Below are 15,885 nucleotides of genomic sequence, written 5' to 3'. Positions count from 1 at the left end.
TGATGCTCAGCGCGATCGCCGGGGTGCCGTCGGCGCTGGCCGACCTGGTGCTGCCGCGCTGCTGCGCCGGGTGCGGGGAGCCCCAGGTGGTGCTGTGCCCCCGCTGCGCCCGGCTGCTGGCGACGCCGCACCTCGCGTCGCCCCGGCGGTTCCCGGCGGGCTTCCCGCCGACGGTCGCCGCCGCGGCCTACGCCGGCCCGGTGCGCCCCGTGGTCAACGCCTTCAAGGAGCAGGGGCGGGCGGAGCTCGCCGCGCCGCTGGGCACCGCGCTGGCACTCGCCGTCGCCGCCGTCCGGCTGGGCGTCGACGGGGAGCCGCCGCTGCTGCTCGTGCCGGTCCCCGCGTCCCGGGCCGCCCTCCGGTCCCGCGGCCGGGACCACGTGCGGGAGCTGACCCGGCACGCGGTGGCCGAGCTGCGGGCGGCCGGGGTGGTCGCCGCCGAGGGGCGGGTGCTGCGCCGCCGGGGCCGCGTCCGCGACTCCTCCGGGCTGTCCGCCGGCGAGCGGCGGGCCAACCTGACCGGCACGTTCGAGGTCGCCGGCCCCGTCCGGCCCGCCGGCGCCCTGGTCGTGCTGGTCGACGACGTCGTCACCACCGGGGCCACGCTGACCGAGGCGGCGCGGGTGCTCCAAGCCCTCCCCGGGGCGGCCGGTCCGGTGGTCGCGGCGGTCGTCGCGGCCACCCCGCGGGCGCCGGCCGGACCGCCCCTGGCGCCCCTCCACGGCGACCTCGATCGACTGTCGCCGACCCGGGGGAGCGACTAGCGTCGAAGCGACCGAAACCCGTCCCCAACCGGGAGGTCTCATGGAGATCGTGGTCCGTGGTCGCAACGTCGAAGTCCCCGAGCACTACCGCCAGCACGTCGAGGACAAGGTCGGGCAGCTGGAGCGCTTCGACGCCAAGCTGTCCCGCATCGACGTCGAGCTCTTCCACGAGAAGAACCCCCGCCAGTCGGCCAGCTGCCAGCGCGTGGAGATCACCCTGCGCGGCAAGGGTCCGGTGGTCCGCGCCGAGGCCGCGGGCCCGGACTTCTACGCGGCGCTCGACCTGGCCAGCGGGAAGCTGGACAACCGGCTGCGCCGGGCGGCGGACCGCCGCCGGGTGCACCACGGCCGCCGGACACCCGACAGCGTGCGCCTGACCGGTGCCGCGCTGGACCCCGGCCGCCCCGAGCTGACCATCGAGCAGCAGCTCGAGCTCGACCGCGAGCTGGCCTCGGGGCCGCACGTCACCGACCTCGACGAGCACCTGCCCGGGCAGATCGTCCGGGAGAAGCACCACCCGGCGACGCCGATGACCGTCGACCAGGCGCTCCACGAGATGGAGCTGGTCGGCCACGACTTCTTCCTGTTCCAGTGCGCCGACACCGGCCAGCCGACGGTGGTCTACCGCCGGCACGCCTACGACTACGGCCTCATCCGGCTCGCTCCCGTGTCGCAGGACGGCAGCGCCCCGGCGTCCGCGCCGGCCGCGGCCGCGCAACCGGCGAACGCCTGACCCGGGCGGGGCGTCCGCTCAGGCGTTGCCGAGGATGCGGTCCACCGAGATCTCGATGACCACGCGGGCCGGGTTCTGCCGCGGCTGGCGGTACCGCTGCGCGTACCGATCGACGGCGTCGGCCACCGCCGCGGCGTCGTCGCGCACCACCGCCGCCCCCTCCAGCGTGGCCCAGCGCCGCCCGTCGACCTGGCAGACGGCGACCCGCGCCTGCCCCGCGCGGACGTGCCGGACCTTGGCGGAGGTGCCCGAGGTGATCACCCGGGCGGTGCGCGTGGCCGCGTCGTAGGTGACGCCGACCGGCACGACGTGCGGCGTGCCGTCGGGACGCAGCGTGGTCAGCGTCGCGAGGTGCCGCTCGGTGAGGAACTCCAGCAGTCCGGCGCCCGGGTCGGACGGATCGCGAGCCATCGCTGCAGCGTACGGATGCGACGCGTGGTGCCCCGGGCGGTCGCCACGTCCGCACCCGTGGCCGGGCCGCCTACGCTGGGGGCGTGCTGTTCTCGAAGATCCTCCGTGCCGGTGAGGGCAAGCTCGTCCGACGCCTCGGCAGAATCGCTGACGCGGTGGAGTCGCTCGCCGACGACTACACCGACCTCTCCGACGCGGAGCTGCGGGCGAAGACCGACGAGTTCAGGGAGCGCCACGCCGACGGCGAGTCCCTCGACTCGCTGCTGCCCGAGGCGTTCGCCGTCGTCCGCGAGGCGGCCACCCGCACCCTGGGGCAGCGGCACTTCCGCGTGCAGCTCATGGGTGGCGCGGCGCTGCACCTGGGCAACATCGCCGAGATGCGCACCGGTGAGGGCAAGACGCTCACCGGCGTCCTCCCGGCCTACCTCAACGCGCTGACCGGCAAGGGCGTCCACGTCGTCACGGTCAACGACTACCTGGCCAAGCGCGACGCCGAGTGGATGGGGCGGGTGCACCGCTTCCTGGGGCTGTCGGTCGGCAGCATCCTGTCGGGCCAGACGCCCGCCCAGCGGCGCGAGCTGTACGCCTGCGACATCACCTACGGCACGAACAACGAGTTCGGCTTCGACTACCTGCGCGACAACATGGCCTGGAGCAAGGCCGACCTGGTGCAGCGCGGCCACCACTTCGCGATCGTCGACGAGGTCGACTCCATCCTCATCGACGAGGCGCGCACCCCGCTGATCATCAGCGGCCCGGCGGAGACCAGCGCCAAGTGGTACGGCGAGTTCGCCCGCCTGGTCCCGATGATGAAGCGCGACGTCCACTACGAGGTGGAGGAGGACAAGCGCACCGTCGCCGTCACCGAGGAGGGCGTCGAGTTCGTCGAGGACCAGCTCGGCATCGACAACCTGTACGAGGCGGCCAACACCCCGCTGATCAGCTACCTGAACAACGCCCTCAAGGCCAAGGAGCTGTTCAAGAAGGACCAGCAGTACATCGTCAGCAACGGCGAGGTGCTCATCGTCGACGAGTTCACCGGCCGCGTGCTGGCCGGCCGCCGCTACAACGAGGGCATGCACCAGGCCATCGAGGCCAAGGAGAAGGTGAAGATCAAGGACGAGAACCAGACGCTCGCCACGATCACCCTCCAGAACTACTTCCGGCTCTACGAGAAGCTCTCCGGGATGACCGGCACGGCGCAGACCGAGGCCGCCGAGCTGCACCAGACCTACAAGCTGGGCGTCGTCCCGATCCCGACCAACCGGCCGATGGTCCGGCAGGACCGCTCCGACGTCATCTACAAGACGGAGAAGGCCAAGTTCGACGCCGTCGTCGACGACATCGCCGAGCGGCACGAGGCGGGGCAGCCGGTGCTGGTCGGCACCGCGAGCGTCGAGAAGTCCGAGGTCCTCTCGAAGTTCCTGCTGCGGCGCGGCATCCCGCACGAGGTGCTGAACGCGAAGAACCACGCGCGCGAGGCGGCGATCGTCGCCCAGGCCGGCCGTCCCGGGGCGGTCACCGTGGCCACCAACATGGCCGGTCGCGGCACCGACATCCAGCTCGGCGGCAACGCCGAGTTCATCGCCGACGAGGCGCTGCGCGCCCGCGGGCTCTCCCCGGCGGAGACCCCGGAGGAGTACGAGGCGGCCTGGGACGAGGCGCTGGACGCCGCCAGGGCGCAGGTCAAGGCCGAGCACGAGGAGGTCACCGAGGCCGGGGGCCTCTACGTCCTCGGCACCGAGCGGCACGAGAGCCGGCGCATCGACAACCAGCTGCGCGGCCGGTCGGGCCGCCAGGGCGACCCGGGCGAGTCGCGGTTCTACCTCTCGCTGGGCGACGACCTCATGCGCCGGTTCAACGGCCCGATGCTCGAGTCGATGATGAACACCCTGCGGGTGCCCGACGACCAGCCGATCGAGTCCAAGATGGTCAGCCGGGCGATCCTCTCGGCGCAGACCCAGGTGGAGCAGCAGAACTTCGAGGTCCGCAAGAACGTCCTCAAGTACGACGAGGTCCTCAACCGCCAGCGCACCGTCATCTACGACGAGCGGCGCAAGGTGCTCGAGGGTGCCGACCTGCACGAGCAGGTGCGCTCCATGGTCGACGACGTCGTCTCCGCCTACGTGGACGGCGCCACCGAGACCGGGTACGCGGAGGACTGGGACCTCGACCAGCTGTGGACCGGCCTCAAGGCGCTGTACCCGGTCGGGTTCACCGTCGACGAGCTGATCGCGGACAAGGCCGGCGGCGAGCAGTCCGACCTCTCCGCCGAGGACCTCAAGACCGCGATGCTCGACGACGTCCACCGCGCCTACGAGGAGCGGGAGACCACGCTCGGGTCGGAGGTCATGCGCGAGCTGGAGCGGCGGGTGCTGCTCAGCGTGCTCGACCGCAAGTGGCGCGAGCACCTCTACGAGATGGACTACCTGCGGGCCGGCATCCATCTGCGCGCCATGGCCAACCGCGACCCCGTCGTGGAGTACCAGCGCGAGGGCTACGACATGTTCGTGGCGATGCTCGACGGCATCAAGGAGGAGTCCGTCGGCTTCCTGTTCAACCTCGAGGTGAAGACCAAGGAGCAGCAGGACGCCGAGGCGCAGGCCGAGCAGGCCGAGGCCGAGGCGAAGGCGCTGGCCGCCGCGCAGGAGGGCACCGCCCGGGTGCTCGCCCGCCAGGCCGCCGCGGCGCGCGCGGCGGCCGGGACGGCGGCGGCCGCCACGGCCCGCCGGTCCGCGCCCGTCCCGGAGGCGCCGGCGGCGCCCGTGACCGAGGCGGCACCCGCGGCCGAGGCGCCCGCGGCTGGGGCGCCCGCGGCTGAGGCGCCCGCTCCCGAGGCACCCGCGGAGCCGGTGGTCGAGAAGGCCGCCCCGGAGCTCACGGTGAAGGGCCTGGAGGAGCCGCGCCGCGCGCCGGAGAACCTCACGTACTCCGCGCCCAGCCTCGACGCCTCCCCGGCCGAGAGCGGCCGCGCCAAGGCGGCGAAGACGGCGACGGTCACCGGCACCAAGGAGACCCCGCGGAACGCGCCCTGCCCGTGCGGCTCGGGCCGGAAGTACAAGCAGTGCCACGGGGCTGCCGGCGCCTGAGCAGGCCCCGCGCCGCTGACGACGCCCCGCCGACCGATCGGTCGGCGGGGCGTCGTCGCATCCCGGTCAGCCGGCCGGCACCTCGGGCGCGCCGTCGGCCAGCAGCGCGGCCCGGTGCAGGCCGTCGTGGCCGCGCCGGGCCTTGGCGGACAGGTAGGTGACGTTCGCGGGGGAGACGTGCACGCCGGTGGGGACCCGCTCCGCCACGGTGAGCCCGAGCCGGGACAGCTGGGCCGCCTTGTCCGGGTTGTTGGTGAGGAGCGACAACGTGGGCACGCCGAGGGCGTGCAGCATCTGGGCGGCGGCCGTGTAGTCCCGCTCGTCCGGCTCGTGCCCGAGCGCGACGTTGGCCTCGTAGGTGTCCAGGCCGGTGTCCTGCAGCGCGTAGGCGTCCAGCTTGTCGTAGAGGCCGATGCCCCGCCCCTCCTGCCGGAGGTAGAGGAGGTGGCCACCGGTCACCGTGATCCGCTCCACCGCCTCGCGCAGCTGGGGCCCGCAGTCGCAGCGCTGGCTGCCGAAGACGTCCCCCGTCAGGCACTCGCTCCGGGTGCGGATCTGCGCGGCCGGCGGCGGCGCCGTCACCGGTCCCCACCGGTCACGTGCTCGGCGCAGAAGCGGTCGGAGAGCGCGTAGCGGAGCAGCGCCACGTCGCCGATCTGCTGCACGCCGGCCAGGGCCGCCCGGTGGTGCGCGCGCCACGGGAAGCAGCCGTCACCGACCAGCCGCGGCGCGCGGGAGTCGCCGACGAACAGGGGCGCCACCACCAGGTGCAGCTCGTCGGCCAGGTCGGCGGTCAGGAACTGGGTGAGGACGGTCCCGCCGCCCTCGACCATCACCCGGTCGACGCCGCGGGCGGAGAGGTCCTCGAGCACGGCAGCCGGGTCGACGTCCGCTGCCGGCCCCGTGTCGACGACGGTCGCGAGCGCGCCGAGCCGGAGCCGGACGTCGCCGGCCGCGCCGGTGGGGCAGTAGACGATCTTCTCCGCGTCCCCCGTGGTGAAGAAGGCGGCCGAGGGCGTGAGCTCCCCCCGACGGGTGAGCGTCACCTTGGCCGGGGACGCGGGGAGCCCGCGCGCCACCCGCTCGGCCCGGCGGGCGGCCGACCGGACCAGCAGGCGGGGGTTGTCGTTCCGGACCGTGGCGGCGCCGACCAGGATCGCGTCGCAGCGGGCACGTTCCGCGTCGACCCGGTCGAAGTCGGCGTCGTTGGACAGCAGCAGCCGGGCGGCGTCCGTGCCGTCCAGGTAGCCGTCGATCGACATGCCGCAGCTGAGCAGGGTGTAGGGCCGGTCAGCCATGCAGTGCTCCGTCCTCTCGAACCTCGTCCTGCACGCGGTCGCTCCCCGGCCCGCGCGCCGCCGTCGGGGTGGGGCGCGGCCGCGACGGGTGCCTCCGGTCGGCGACCAGGACGGCGACGCCGGGGAGCACCGACACCAGGACCAGCACGCCGAAGGCGGTGGCGACGCTCGCGCCGGCAGCGGCGCCCCAGCCCGCGGTCGCGAAGACCCACGCCGCCACGCCCTCCCGCGGTCCCCAGCCACCGACGTTGACCGGGATGGCGGCGGCCAGCAGGACGACGAGGGCCAGCGGGAGCAGCTGCGAGGGCGGGCCGTCCACGCCCGCCGCGCGCGCGGCGATCAGGAAGGTGCCGAGGTAGCCGAGCACCGCGAGGACGGACGCGACCAGCACGGGCGGCCAGGTCGAGGGCTGCAGCAGCGCCGTCCGGACCTCGGCCGCGACCGCGCGTGCCACCCGCGCCGGGCGGGCCGGACCGCGCCGCACCAGGCCGCGGCCGGTGAGCAGCAGCACGCCGGCGGCCACGGCTCCGACGGCGGCCACCGCGAGCGCCCACCCCCGCAGCGGCGAGGGGAAGGTCGTGAGCACCGCCAGCGCCATCGTCGCCTGGACCACCTGGCCGGCGACCCGCTCCCAGACCACGGCGCGCAGTGCCCGGCCGAGGTCGCCGACGTCGGCCCCGTGCCGCACGCCGCGGTAGACGTCCCCGACCACGCCCCCGGGGAGCAGGCTGTTGAGCAGCTGCCCCCGGTAGTAGGCGGCGACCGCCGCGCGCATCGGCAGTCCGACCCCGAGCGCCGCGGCCACGGCACGCCAGCGCCAGGCCGAGCAGACCGTCGTCCCGGCGCCGATGGCCGCCGCGGCCACCAGCGCCCCCGGACCGAGCCCGCGGATGCCGTCCAGGAACGGCTCCGCACCCAGCCGCCAGACCAGCACGGCCAGGACGAGGACGCCGCCGAGGACGCGTGCCCTCGCCCACACGCGTCCGCTCACGCCCGGCCTCCGTCCGTCTCACCGGTCGACACGGATCGCGGGCGCGGGCGGTTCAGCGCCGACCGCGGACAGGACCTTGCGGATGCGCGTCCCCGTGGCCGGCCAGCCCGGCAGCTCCGCCCTCCGGAGCAGGGCGGCGTCCCGCAGGCGGCCGCGGAGCGCGCGGTCGGTGAGCCAGGCGGCGAGGGCGGCCCGGAGGGCCGCGTCGTCGTCCGGCGGCACGAGGAACCCCGGGAGGCCCGCCGCGGTGCCGCCGAGCGACTCCGGGAGACCGCCGACCCGGGTGGCGAGCACGGGCAGGCCGGCGGCCAGCGCCTCGGCGACCACCATGCCGTAGGTCTCGGCCCGGGAGGGGACGACGAGCAGGTCGGCCTCCTGGAACGTGCGACGCAGCGCCTCCCCGGTGCGGACGCCGGTGATCCGGACCCGGTCGCCGAGCCCGGCGGCCGCGACCCGGCGCTCCAGTGCGGCGGTGAACCGCGGGCACCGGTCCCTCGAGCCGACCAGCGTGCACCACCAGGGGAGCCCGGCGAGGCCACCGAGGGCGGCGACCAGCAGGTCCTGGCCCTTGACCGGCGCCAGCGTCCCGACGCACAGCAGCCGTCCGCCGCCGGCCGACGGGGGGCTCACGGGCGCCGGCCGGGTGCCGGGGTGGGCGACGTGCACCGCGGCCGCGGGCAGGTCGTACCGGTCCAGCAGGCGGCGCCGGGTCCAGTCGCTGGTGGTGACCACGGCCCGGGCGGCCCCGAGCACGGCAGCTTCGTCGCCGGCCCCGACGGCGTCGCCGCCGAAGACCATGTGCACCAGCACCACGAGCCGCAGCCGGCGCGAGCGGGGCTCGAGCACGGCCCGGGCGGCCGAGGCGACCAGCCCGTCGGCGAGGACCAGTGCGCCGTCCGCCACTCCGTCCAGCGCGCGCGCCAGGGCGGCCAGCGCCGGCGGGTCCGGTCCCGGCCACGCCCCGTCCGCGGCGATCTCGGTGACCTGCCACCCGGCCCGGCGCAGGTCGTCGCAGACCTCGCGGTCGTACCGGTTGCCGCCGCTGACCCGGGCGGGCTCGTCGATGCCCGCCGGGACGACGACGTGGACGTGTCTCACAGCGGCCGGTCGTAGGTCGCCCACGCGATGTGCGACTCGTGCAGCGTGACGGCCAGGTCGGCCGCCGCCTGCCCGCCGGGGCCGAGGGCACCCCGGTGGATCCGGTCCGCCAGCCGGTCGGCGACCACGCGGGCCAGGGCCTCGGTCGTGGTGTTCGTGCCGGCCAAGGCGGGGTCGTCGTCGAGGTTCCGGTACGTCAGCTCGCCCAGCACCTCGTGCAGCAGACCGGCGAACGCGCCGATGTCCACGACCACGCCGTCGGCGTCGAGCTCCGCGCGGCGCAGGGTCGCGTCGACGACGTACGTGGCACCGTGGAGCTGCTGGGCCGGGCCGAACACCTCGCCGGTGAAGCTGTGGGCGATCATCATGTGGTCGCGGACCGTCACAGCGAACACGTGCTCACTCCTCGTCGTAGGCGATCGTGTGGCAGAGGGCCGGGAGCCGGCCGTCGGCGAGGCGGGCCAACACCCCGGGCAGGTCGTCGAAGCGCGACTCCCCGGTGAGCAGCGCGTCGAAGGCGTCGTCCCGCAGCAGGGCGAGCGCCAGGGCGAGCCGGTCCCGGGTGGTCCGCGAGCTCCGGCGCGCCGGTGCCACGGTCCCGACCTGGCTGGCCCGCAGCTGCAGCCGCCGGGCGTGGAACGCGCCGCCGAGCGACAGCGTGACCTCCCGGTCGCCGTACCAGCTGAGCTCCAGGACGGTGCCCTCGGCCCGGAGCAGGTCGATCGACAGCTGGAGACCCGCCGCGGTCGCGCTCGCGTGCACCACGAGGTCGCGCCCGGCGGAGGCGCTGCCCGGCGCGGCGAAGGAGGCGCCGAGCCGCTCCGCCACCGGTGCACGCGCGCCGTCGACGTCGACCAGTTCGACGTCGGTGGCCGGGAAGCGCGCCAGCAGCCGCGCGACGCAGCAGCCGACCATCCCGGCGCCCACCACGGTGACCCGGTCACCGAGCAGCGGGGGAGCGTCCCAGAGCGCGTTCACCGCGGTCTCGACCGTGCCGGCCAGCACGGCCCGCCGGGGCGGGACGCCGTCGGGCACCGGGACCACCGCGTCGGCCGGGACCACGTAGACCGTCTGGTGCGGGTGCAGGCAGAACACGGTGCGGCCGAGCAGCGCGGCGGGGCCGTGCTCCACGACGCCCACGCTGAGGTACCCGTACTGCACCGGCCCGGGGAGGTCGCCGACCTGGAAGGGCGCCCGCATGGCCTCGCGCTGGTGCTCGGGGACCTCGCCGCGGAAGACGAGGGTCTCCGTGCCCCGGCTGATCCCCGAGTGGAGCGCCCGGACGACGACGTCGTCCGGTCCCGGCTCGCGGAGCCGGACGGACCGGATCTCCCCGGCGCCCGGTGCGCGCAGCCAGAAGGCCCGCGCCGCCGGGGCGCTCACCGCACCGGTCCCTCGGCGCGGACGGCCGGGTCGGTGCCGAAGGCGTCCAGGAACCGGTCGCGGAAGGCGTCCATGCGCCACACCGGCGCGGTCGGCCCGGGCAGCAGCCCGGCCTGCCAGTCCCAGGCGGCGACGGCGTCCAGCACGGCTGGGTCCGAGGTCACCAGCGAGACGGGGACCTCGCGGCCGGCGTCGGGCGCGCTGATCGCCGTGGGGGGCTGGTGGTCACCGACCAGGACGAGGACGAGGTCGGCGTCGTCCAAGTGGGCCACCCAGGAGACGAGCGCCTCCAGGGAGTACTGGATCGACCGGGCGTACAGCTCGCGGACCGTCCCGGGGTCGCGCCAGGCCTCCTCCGGCGACAGGCCCTGCTCGGCCATGCCGTGGAAGACCGACCCGTCGCCGAGCTCCTCCCAGGGGACCATGGAGGGTAGCGGCGTCCACGGCTGGTGCGAGGAGACCAGGTCGATCTGGGCCATCACCGGGGGGTGCCCCGGCCAGAGCTCGAGCCGCTCGAAGGCGGCCAGGGTGTACTGGTCGGGCACCCGGGACCAGCTGAACCCCGGACCCTCGTAGCCGAGGCCGGGCTGGTCGTAGACGCGGTCGTAGCCGTAGAACGACGCGCCCTCCGGCCACGGCCCGTCGTGGGCGGGGTTGACGCCGACGGTCCGCCAGCCCGCCGCGCCGAAGGCGCTGCTGAGCGTTCGCCGGTCGCTGGCCATGAGCCGGTCGTAGCGCGGCTGGCCGTCGATCCACAGCCCCGACTGCAGGGTCGCGTGGGCCAGCCAGCTGTAGCCGCCGTAGGTCGGCGAGTCGAGGAACGCGCTGCGCGCCTCGAACCCGGCGCGCTCCAGGCGGGTCGTGCCGGTGCGCAGCACGGAGGTGACGCCGGGGGCGATCCCCGGGTCCTCGAGGGCGATGCGGCCGTAGCTCTCGACGAACGCGATGACGACGTCCTTCCCGCGGAGCGCGGCGAGCGGCCCCGGTCCGCTCGACGGCGCGGTGCGCGGGTCGGCGGAGCGCACCTCCGCGTCGAAGCGCTGCTGGTCCGCCAGGGCGCTGCTGACCTCCCGGCCGTGGGCCAGCGCCAGGCCGGCGGCGCTGGTCGAGGCCACGGGGCCGGCCGGGGTGAGCTGCAGCGACAGCGCGGCGCAGACCGTCCACACCAGGCCGAGGACGGCCAGGCCCCGGACCGATCGGCGCGGGTGCCGGGCGGCGCCGCTGGTGAGGCGCACGGTCGACGCGACGACCAGGGCGACCACGAGGACGAGGGCGAGCGCGGCCAGGCCGAGGACGACCAGGGTCGCCGACTCCCCGACCGAGTCCTGCACCACCTCGATCGCCGGGACGAACGCGCCGTGGTCGAGCACCGGGTTGAACGGCCGGCCGAGCTGGGCGGTGAAGCCGGTGTCGAGCAGCTTGACGACCGCGAGCACCGCGAGGACGACGCCCGCCACCGCTGCCACGACCCGCCGGGGGCGCGGCGGCAGCACAAGCGCGAGCGCGACCAGGGCCAGCCCCTCCAGCGGGACGCGGGCGAAGGCGGTCGGGGAGAGCTGGTCGAGCCGGGGAGGTGCGACGAGGACGGCCCACACCACCCCTGCCGCGACGAGGGCGGTGGTGAGCCGCAACGCCCGGCGGGTGCGCGGTCCGGCGCCGGTCCGGTACAGCCAGACGACGCTGTGGCCGAACGACTCCACGACGAGCAGGAGCGCCACCCCGACCGCCACCGCGCCGGCCGGGCGGGGCAGCACACCGGAGACCGCGACGGTGAGCGCGACGCCCGAGAACGCGGCGACGACCTTGCCCCAGTACCGGGGCGGCAGCGGCGCGGCCAGCCAGGGGAGGAGCCACCCGGCGGCCAGGAACACGTACCGGGCGGCGCCGATCGCCAGCACCCACGCGCCGTGGTCCCGGGCGACCGCGACGCTCAGGACCAGGATCAGGAAGGCGTCGACCTCACCGTCGCACCGGGCCCCGAAGGGCGTGGCGGTCCGGGTGCGACGGGCGACCCGGCCGTCCACGTTGTCCAGCGCCAGCGCCACGGAGGAGAGGACGACGACCGCCGTGACCGGCAGCGGACGGTCGGCGGAGCTCGCGACGAGCCCGGCGACCCCGGCGGTCAGCACCGCCCGCCCGAGGGTCACCCGGTCCGGCGGGAGGACGGGCTCGCCGCGGCGGGCCCGGCCGGCGACCACCAGCGCGGTCGCGGCCCAGCCGGAGGCGAGCCCCACCGACCAGCCCACGGCGTCGAGGCCGGCGGTCAGCGACAGGACGCCGAGGAGGGCGGCGGTGCCGAGAGCGCCGAGGACCGCCTCGAGCCGGAGAGCGCGCATCGCACCTCCGTCCCGTCCGTGGCGGCCTCTGCCCGGGAGCACGGACGCCGGCGGGCGCCGGTTCAGGAGGGGGTGGACCGCCGGCCGGGGACCCGCCCGGCGAGGTCGAGCTGGTGGGCCAGGTAGACCAGCTCGCCCCCGGCGAGCTGACCGCGGCGGACCGCCAGCCAGCCGGCGAGCCCGGGCGGTGCGGCGGGACCGGTCAGGGCGTCCTCCACCGTCTGCAGGATGGCCTCGAGGAACCAGGCCTCGTCGTCCGGGTAGGCGCCGTCCGGGCCGGGGTGCACGACCCAGTCGGAGGCCCCCACCGAGGAGGCCGGCGCGCCGGCGGACCGGAGGTGGTGGAAGAGGTGGCGACCGGTCCGGCTCTCCCCGGCGGGGCGGCCGAAGCGGACCCGCTGGTCCATGGTGCGGTGGTAGGCCGTGAGGACGTCGTCGTCGGCCGGGTGGTCGGGCTGGAAGATGCTCTCGCCGTCGAAGTTGACCGTGAACCAGTAGGCGCCCCCGGGCACCACCAGCCGGAGCAGCCCGGGCAGGACGGCGGGCACGTCGACCAGGTCGAGGAAGGCGTTGGCGATCAGCAGGTCGGCCGGTTCCCCGCCGCCGGAGGCCAGGTGGTCGCCGACCTCCGCCTCCACCAGCCGCACCCGCAGCTCGCCGAGCCGCACCCCGTCGGGCAGGAGCTCGGTGGCGACCCCCCGCTCGCCCGCCCAGCCGCAGAGCCAGCCGCGGGAGTCCCGCAGCAGCTGCCGGTCGACGTCCAGGAGGACGTACTCGCCCGAGTCGAGGACCTCCCACTCGAGGAGGCGGGCCACCATCGTGCCGAGCCCGGCCCCGATCTCCACGACCCGGCGGGCGCCCGGCGGCAGCAGACCGCGGAGGTCGGCGAGCACCCGGGAGTTGAGGGCGCGGTCGTCCACGGTCCTCTTGGCCGCCAGGAAGCGGGTGTAGGGGTAGGTCACCGCTTCTCCGCCACCAGTGCGAACTTGCGCACCCGCCCGGACCCGAGCCAGTCGGCCCACGTCCGGTGGGCGCGGAGCAGGTCGGCCAGGGCGGGGCCGCCGATGGCCGCCGAGATGCCGGCCGCGTCCGCCTCGTACGAGCGCAGCAGCGCCGACGCCGTCGCCGCGTGGGCCGCCGTCCACTCCTCCTGCCAGGTGACGGCCAGGCCGGCCGCCCGCAGCAGGCCGGTCAGCTCGGCGAGGCCGATCGGCCACACGGTGTCGGCATCCGGCATGAGGGCACGCTCGCCGGGCGTGAGCGGGGAGCCCTCCTCGACGGTGCAGGCGAAGCGGCCCGCCGTCGGCAGGACGCCGGCGACCGCCTCGACGAGGACCGCCTTGTCGCGGAAGGCCAGCATCGTCTCCAGGAGCAGCACGACGTCGAAGCGGCCGTCGGGCAGCGGGGGGACGTGCGCCTGCTCGAACCGGCACGGCAATCCGCCGGCCAGGCCGCGGGCGGTCTGCACGGCGCTCGCGGAGCCGTCCACGCCCAGGTAGCGGCACCCGGACTCCGCGGTGATCATCCGGCCCGGCCCGGCGACCCCGCAGCAGAGGTCGAGCACCGAGACGCCGGGGCCGATGCCGGCGCGGGCGGCCAGCGCCCGGATCTCGCCGGCCCGCATGAAGCTCTCCTGGCCCACGTACTCCCCGCGGGCGTGCGCGGCTTCGCCGGCCCGCCACAACGCCGTCCGGGACGGCGCCCGCTCGTCCTGACGCACCACCGGGGTGCTCACCACCCCGCGGGCGGCGGGCACGGCGTGGGCGTCCGTCGTCTGCTCTGCACGTGGCCTCCGCTCCGGGTTCACCGGGGAGCACGCAGCGGCGGCGGGGACGGTTCACCTGGCCGGGGCGCACGCTGAACCACCGGCCCCGGACGCACGTTCACGAGGACGTGACCACCACGCGGACGACGACCGGGGCCGACCGCGGCGCCGGCCCGTCCGGGAGCGCCGGGCTCCGTGCGACCCACCGGATCGGGCAGCCGCGAGCCGGGGTATCGACAGCGACGGCGGTGAGCCGGATGCTGCTCGGGGTGAGCCGATCCCGGGTGCCGGAGGCGGCCGACGAGGCGCTGCTGCGCAGGCTCTGGGACGAGCACGCCGGACCGCTGCTGGGATTCGTCATGAGGCTCAACGGCGGTGACCGCGGTGCCGCGGAGGACGTGGTGCAGGAGACCCTGCTGCAGGCCTGGCGGCACCCAGAGGTGATGGACCCGGCGCGTGGGTCGCTGCGCCCGTGGCTGTTCACGGTCGCCCGCCGGCTCGTCATCGACCGCCACCGGGCGCGCCTGGCCCGTCCCGCCGAGGTCGACGACGCGGCCCTCCCGTACCTGGCGGCGGACGACGGCGTGGACACCGCCCTGGACCGCTGGCTGGTCGCCGACGCGCTGTCCGCGCTGACCCCGGCGCACCGCGAGGTGCTGCTCCACACCTATTACGCCGGGCGTACCGTCGCCGAGGCGGCCGTCGTCCTGGGTGTGCCGCCCGGGACGGTGAAGTCGCGCGTCTTCTACGCCCTCAAGGCGCTGAAGCTCGTCCTCGAGGAGCGGGGTGTCACGACGTGAGCTGCCCGCGGGAGGTCGACGTCGGCGCCTACCTGCTCGACGCCCTGGAGCCGGACGACCGGATGGGCATGGCGGCCCACCTGCGCGGCTGCCCCGTGTGCAGCCGGACCCTCGACGAGCTCAGCGGCCTGCCGCCGCTGCTGGCCGCGGTGCGGCCGGGGGACGTGCGCGCGGAGGACCCGGTCCCCAGTGAGGTCTCCTTCCAGCGGCTGCGCCGCTCGGCGGTGCCCGTGCGCCCGGTCCGCCTGCGCCACCGCAGGCTCCTCGCCGGGGCCGTCGCGGCGGTGGTGGTGGTCGGCGGGGGCATCGGCGCCGGTGTGGTGCTGAGCCCGGGGCCCGCCGAACCGGCGACGATGCAGGGCAGCGCGGGGGACGTGCACGCCTGGGCGACGGTCGCCGCCGAGGGCGACGGATCGAGCGTCTCGCTGACCATGGAGGGCCTCCCGCGCGGGACGACGTGCTGGCTGGTGGCGGTGGCCCGGGACGGCGAGCGGCACCGCACCCGCAGCTGGACCACCGACCGGGAGGGCGAGCTCTCCTGGAACGGCACGATCGCGCTCGCACCCGAGCAGCTGGCCCGCCTGGAGGTCGTGGGCGGCGACGGACGCACGCTGGTCACCCTGCCCGCCTGACCGCGAGCCGCCCGCAGGCCGGTCAGCCGATCTGCAGGGCGGTGCAGCGCCACCGGCCGTCCATGCCCTCCAGCCGCGCCGCCACGGCGTGCGCGCGCCCGCCGCGGTGGGCGACGGCGCTGATCTCCGCGACGCCGTCCACCGGCTCGCAGACGCGGACCGGGCCGACCACGACGGGCGCGCTGCCCCCGGCGCACCACCGCGGACGGCGCCCGGCCGCGAGCGCGGCGTAGACGCCGGTCGAGGTCAGCGGCTGCAGCTGCGCCAGCGGGCGCCGCCCGGCGAACGCCTCGAGCGCGGTGGTCACCAGCCGCCGGGCCGCCGCGCCCGCGGGCGGCAGCCCCGCCCGTCCGGTGAGCACCGGCCCGAACTCGTCGGAGCTGCGCGCGGGGGACACGGCGCCCGGCCGGGGCCCCGGGGGCAGCTGCGGCAGCGGGAGCGCCCGCTCCGGGTGGACCAGGCGCAGCGCCGGGCGCAGCCCACCGGGCGGCTGCGGGGTCGGGACCACGGCGAGCTGCAGGGCCGGCGCGGCGGCGGGGGCGGTGCGGGACGGTGCGGTCATCGGGGACTCCCGGGTTTCGGCGG

Annotated in this window: 16 protein-coding genes; 5 read left to right on the top strand and 11 right to left on the bottom strand. The window is 76.1% G+C overall.

The genetic code is table 11. The annotated features are described in order from the left end of the window. The first annotated feature begins 2 nt into the window (after positions 1–2). Complete coding sequence (locus E9529_RS09765) at positions 3–764, top strand: ComF family protein (RefSeq protein WP_236830964.1); 762 nt, start codon at positions 3–5, stop codon at positions 762–764. A 40-nt stretch (positions 765–804) separates the two neighbouring features. Then, positions 805–1,497, top strand: coding sequence for a ribosome hibernation-promoting factor, HPF/YfiA family (gene hpf / locus E9529_RS09760; RefSeq protein WP_236830963.1), 693 nt, complete (start codon positions 805–807; stop codon positions 1,495–1,497). A gap of 18 nt (positions 1,498–1,515) precedes the next feature. On the opposite strand, the gene E9529_RS09755 is transcribed toward hpf, so the two are convergent. Beyond that, entirely contained in the window at positions 1,516–1,908 is a 393-nt protein-coding gene (locus E9529_RS09755; protein ID WP_236830962.1) for a TIGR03618 family F420-dependent PPOX class oxidoreductase, read from the bottom strand. An 83-nt stretch (positions 1,909–1,991) separates the two neighbouring features. Between E9529_RS09755 and secA the strand changes: the two genes are divergently transcribed. Then, on the top strand, positions 1,992–4,997 hold the full coding sequence (secA, locus tag E9529_RS09750; RefSeq protein ID WP_236830961.1) for a preprotein translocase subunit SecA: 3,006 nt from the start codon (positions 1,992–1,994) through the stop codon (positions 4,995–4,997). Between the two features lie 66 nt (positions 4,998–5,063). Here secA and ribA read toward each other — a convergent pair whose 3' ends face one another. From ribA to E9529_RS09700, 9 genes are all read right to left on the bottom strand, one after another. Continuing rightward, positions 5,064–5,579, bottom strand: a complete 516-nt coding sequence (gene ribA / locus E9529_RS09745) for a GTP cyclohydrolase II RibA (RefSeq protein ID WP_308195270.1) — start codon at positions 5,577–5,579, stop codon at positions 5,064–5,066. Continuing rightward, the gene (locus tag E9529_RS09740; protein ID WP_236830960.1) at positions 5,576–6,295 is read right to left on the bottom strand and encodes a RibD family protein; all 720 of its coding nucleotides are present in this window, start codon (positions 6,293–6,295) and stop codon (positions 5,576–5,578) included. Before E9529_RS09740 ends, ribA begins: the two co-directional genes overlap by 4 nt. After that, positions 6,288–7,286, bottom strand: a complete 999-nt coding sequence (locus E9529_RS09735; RefSeq protein ID WP_236830959.1) for a lysylphosphatidylglycerol synthase transmembrane domain-containing protein — start codon at positions 7,284–7,286, stop codon at positions 6,288–6,290. The genes E9529_RS09740 and E9529_RS09735 overlap by 8 nt, the downstream gene beginning before the upstream one ends. Positions 7,287–7,304: 18 nt before the next feature. Beyond that, positions 7,305–8,384: a glycosyltransferase family 4 protein gene (locus E9529_RS09730; RefSeq protein ID WP_236830958.1), complete on the bottom strand. Its 1,080-nt coding sequence runs from the start codon at positions 8,382–8,384 to the stop codon at positions 7,305–7,307. Continuing rightward, on the bottom strand, positions 8,381–8,779 hold the full coding sequence (locus tag E9529_RS09725; RefSeq protein ID WP_236830957.1) for a 6-carboxytetrahydropterin synthase: 399 nt from the start codon (positions 8,777–8,779) through the stop codon (positions 8,381–8,383). The genes E9529_RS09730 and E9529_RS09725 overlap by 4 nt, the downstream gene beginning before the upstream one ends. A 4-nt stretch (positions 8,780–8,783) precedes the next feature. Further along, the gene (locus tag E9529_RS09720; RefSeq protein WP_236830956.1) at positions 8,784–9,767 is read right to left on the bottom strand and encodes a zinc-binding alcohol dehydrogenase; all 984 of its coding nucleotides are present in this window, start codon (positions 9,765–9,767) and stop codon (positions 8,784–8,786) included. After that, positions 9,764–12,103, bottom strand: a complete 2,340-nt coding sequence (locus E9529_RS22425; RefSeq protein WP_304505610.1) for a CDP-alcohol phosphatidyltransferase family protein — start codon at positions 12,101–12,103, stop codon at positions 9,764–9,766. Before E9529_RS22425 ends, E9529_RS09720 begins: the two co-directional genes overlap by 4 nt. Positions 12,104–12,165: 62 nt before the next feature. Then, on the bottom strand, positions 12,166–13,065 hold the full coding sequence (locus E9529_RS09705) for a class I SAM-dependent methyltransferase (protein WP_236830955.1): 900 nt from the start codon (positions 13,063–13,065) through the stop codon (positions 12,166–12,168). Further along, positions 13,062–13,859, bottom strand: coding sequence for a class I SAM-dependent methyltransferase (locus tag E9529_RS09700; protein ID WP_236830954.1), 798 nt, complete (start codon positions 13,857–13,859; stop codon positions 13,062–13,064). The genes E9529_RS09705 and E9529_RS09700 overlap by 4 nt, the downstream gene beginning before the upstream one ends. 278 nt (positions 13,860–14,137) lie before the next feature. Between E9529_RS09700 and E9529_RS09695 the strand changes: the two genes are divergently transcribed. Together E9529_RS09695 and E9529_RS09690 are read left to right on the top strand one after the other, a co-directional pair. After that, positions 14,138–14,668: a sigma-70 family RNA polymerase sigma factor gene (locus E9529_RS09695; RefSeq protein WP_236830953.1), complete on the top strand. Its 531-nt coding sequence runs from the start codon at positions 14,138–14,140 to the stop codon at positions 14,666–14,668. Beyond that, positions 14,665–15,300: a zf-HC2 domain-containing protein gene (locus E9529_RS09690; RefSeq protein WP_236830952.1), complete on the top strand. Its 636-nt coding sequence runs from the start codon at positions 14,665–14,667 to the stop codon at positions 15,298–15,300. Before E9529_RS09695 ends, E9529_RS09690 begins: the two co-directional genes overlap by 4 nt. Positions 15,301–15,322: 22 nt before the next feature. Here the strand turns inward: E9529_RS09690 and E9529_RS09685 are convergent, their stop codons facing one another. Next, positions 15,323–15,862, bottom strand: a complete 540-nt coding sequence (locus tag E9529_RS09685) for an Rv3235 family protein (RefSeq protein ID WP_236830951.1) — start codon at positions 15,860–15,862, stop codon at positions 15,323–15,325. Positions 15,863–15,885: the final 23 nt, after the last annotated feature.

This window comes from Blastococcus sp. KM273128, from assembly GCF_021698975.1.
Lineage (GTDB): Bacteria > Actinomycetota > Actinomycetes > Mycobacteriales > Geodermatophilaceae > Blastococcus.
The sequence above is the reverse complement of the archived record's forward strand: the minus strand, read 5'-3'. Positions and strand labels throughout refer to the sequence as shown.

Bases quoted from the DNA above. Each gene is read 5' to 3' on its own strand.
- E9529_RS09765 (WP_236830964.1), top strand. From the start codon at position 3: ATGCTCAGCGCGATCGCCGGGGTGCCGTCGGCGCTGGCCGACCTGGTG.
- hpf (WP_236830963.1), top strand. From the start codon at position 805: ATGGAGATCGTGGTCCGTGGTCGCAACGTCGAAGTCCCCGAGCACTAC.
- E9529_RS09755 (WP_236830962.1), bottom strand. From the start codon at position 1,908: ATGGCTCGCGATCCGTCCGACCCGGGCGCCGGACTGCTGGAGTTCCTC.
- E9529_RS09740 (WP_236830960.1), bottom strand. From the start codon at position 6,295: ATGGCTGACCGGCCCTACACCCTGCTCAGCTGCGGCATGTCGATCGAC.
- E9529_RS22425 (WP_304505610.1), bottom strand. From the start codon at position 12,103: ATGCGCGCTCTCCGGCTCGAGGCGGTCCTCGGCGCTCTCGGCACCGCC.
- E9529_RS09685 (WP_236830951.1), bottom strand. From the start codon at position 15,862: ATGACCGCACCGTCCCGCACCGCCCCCGCCGCCGCGCCGGCCCTGCAG.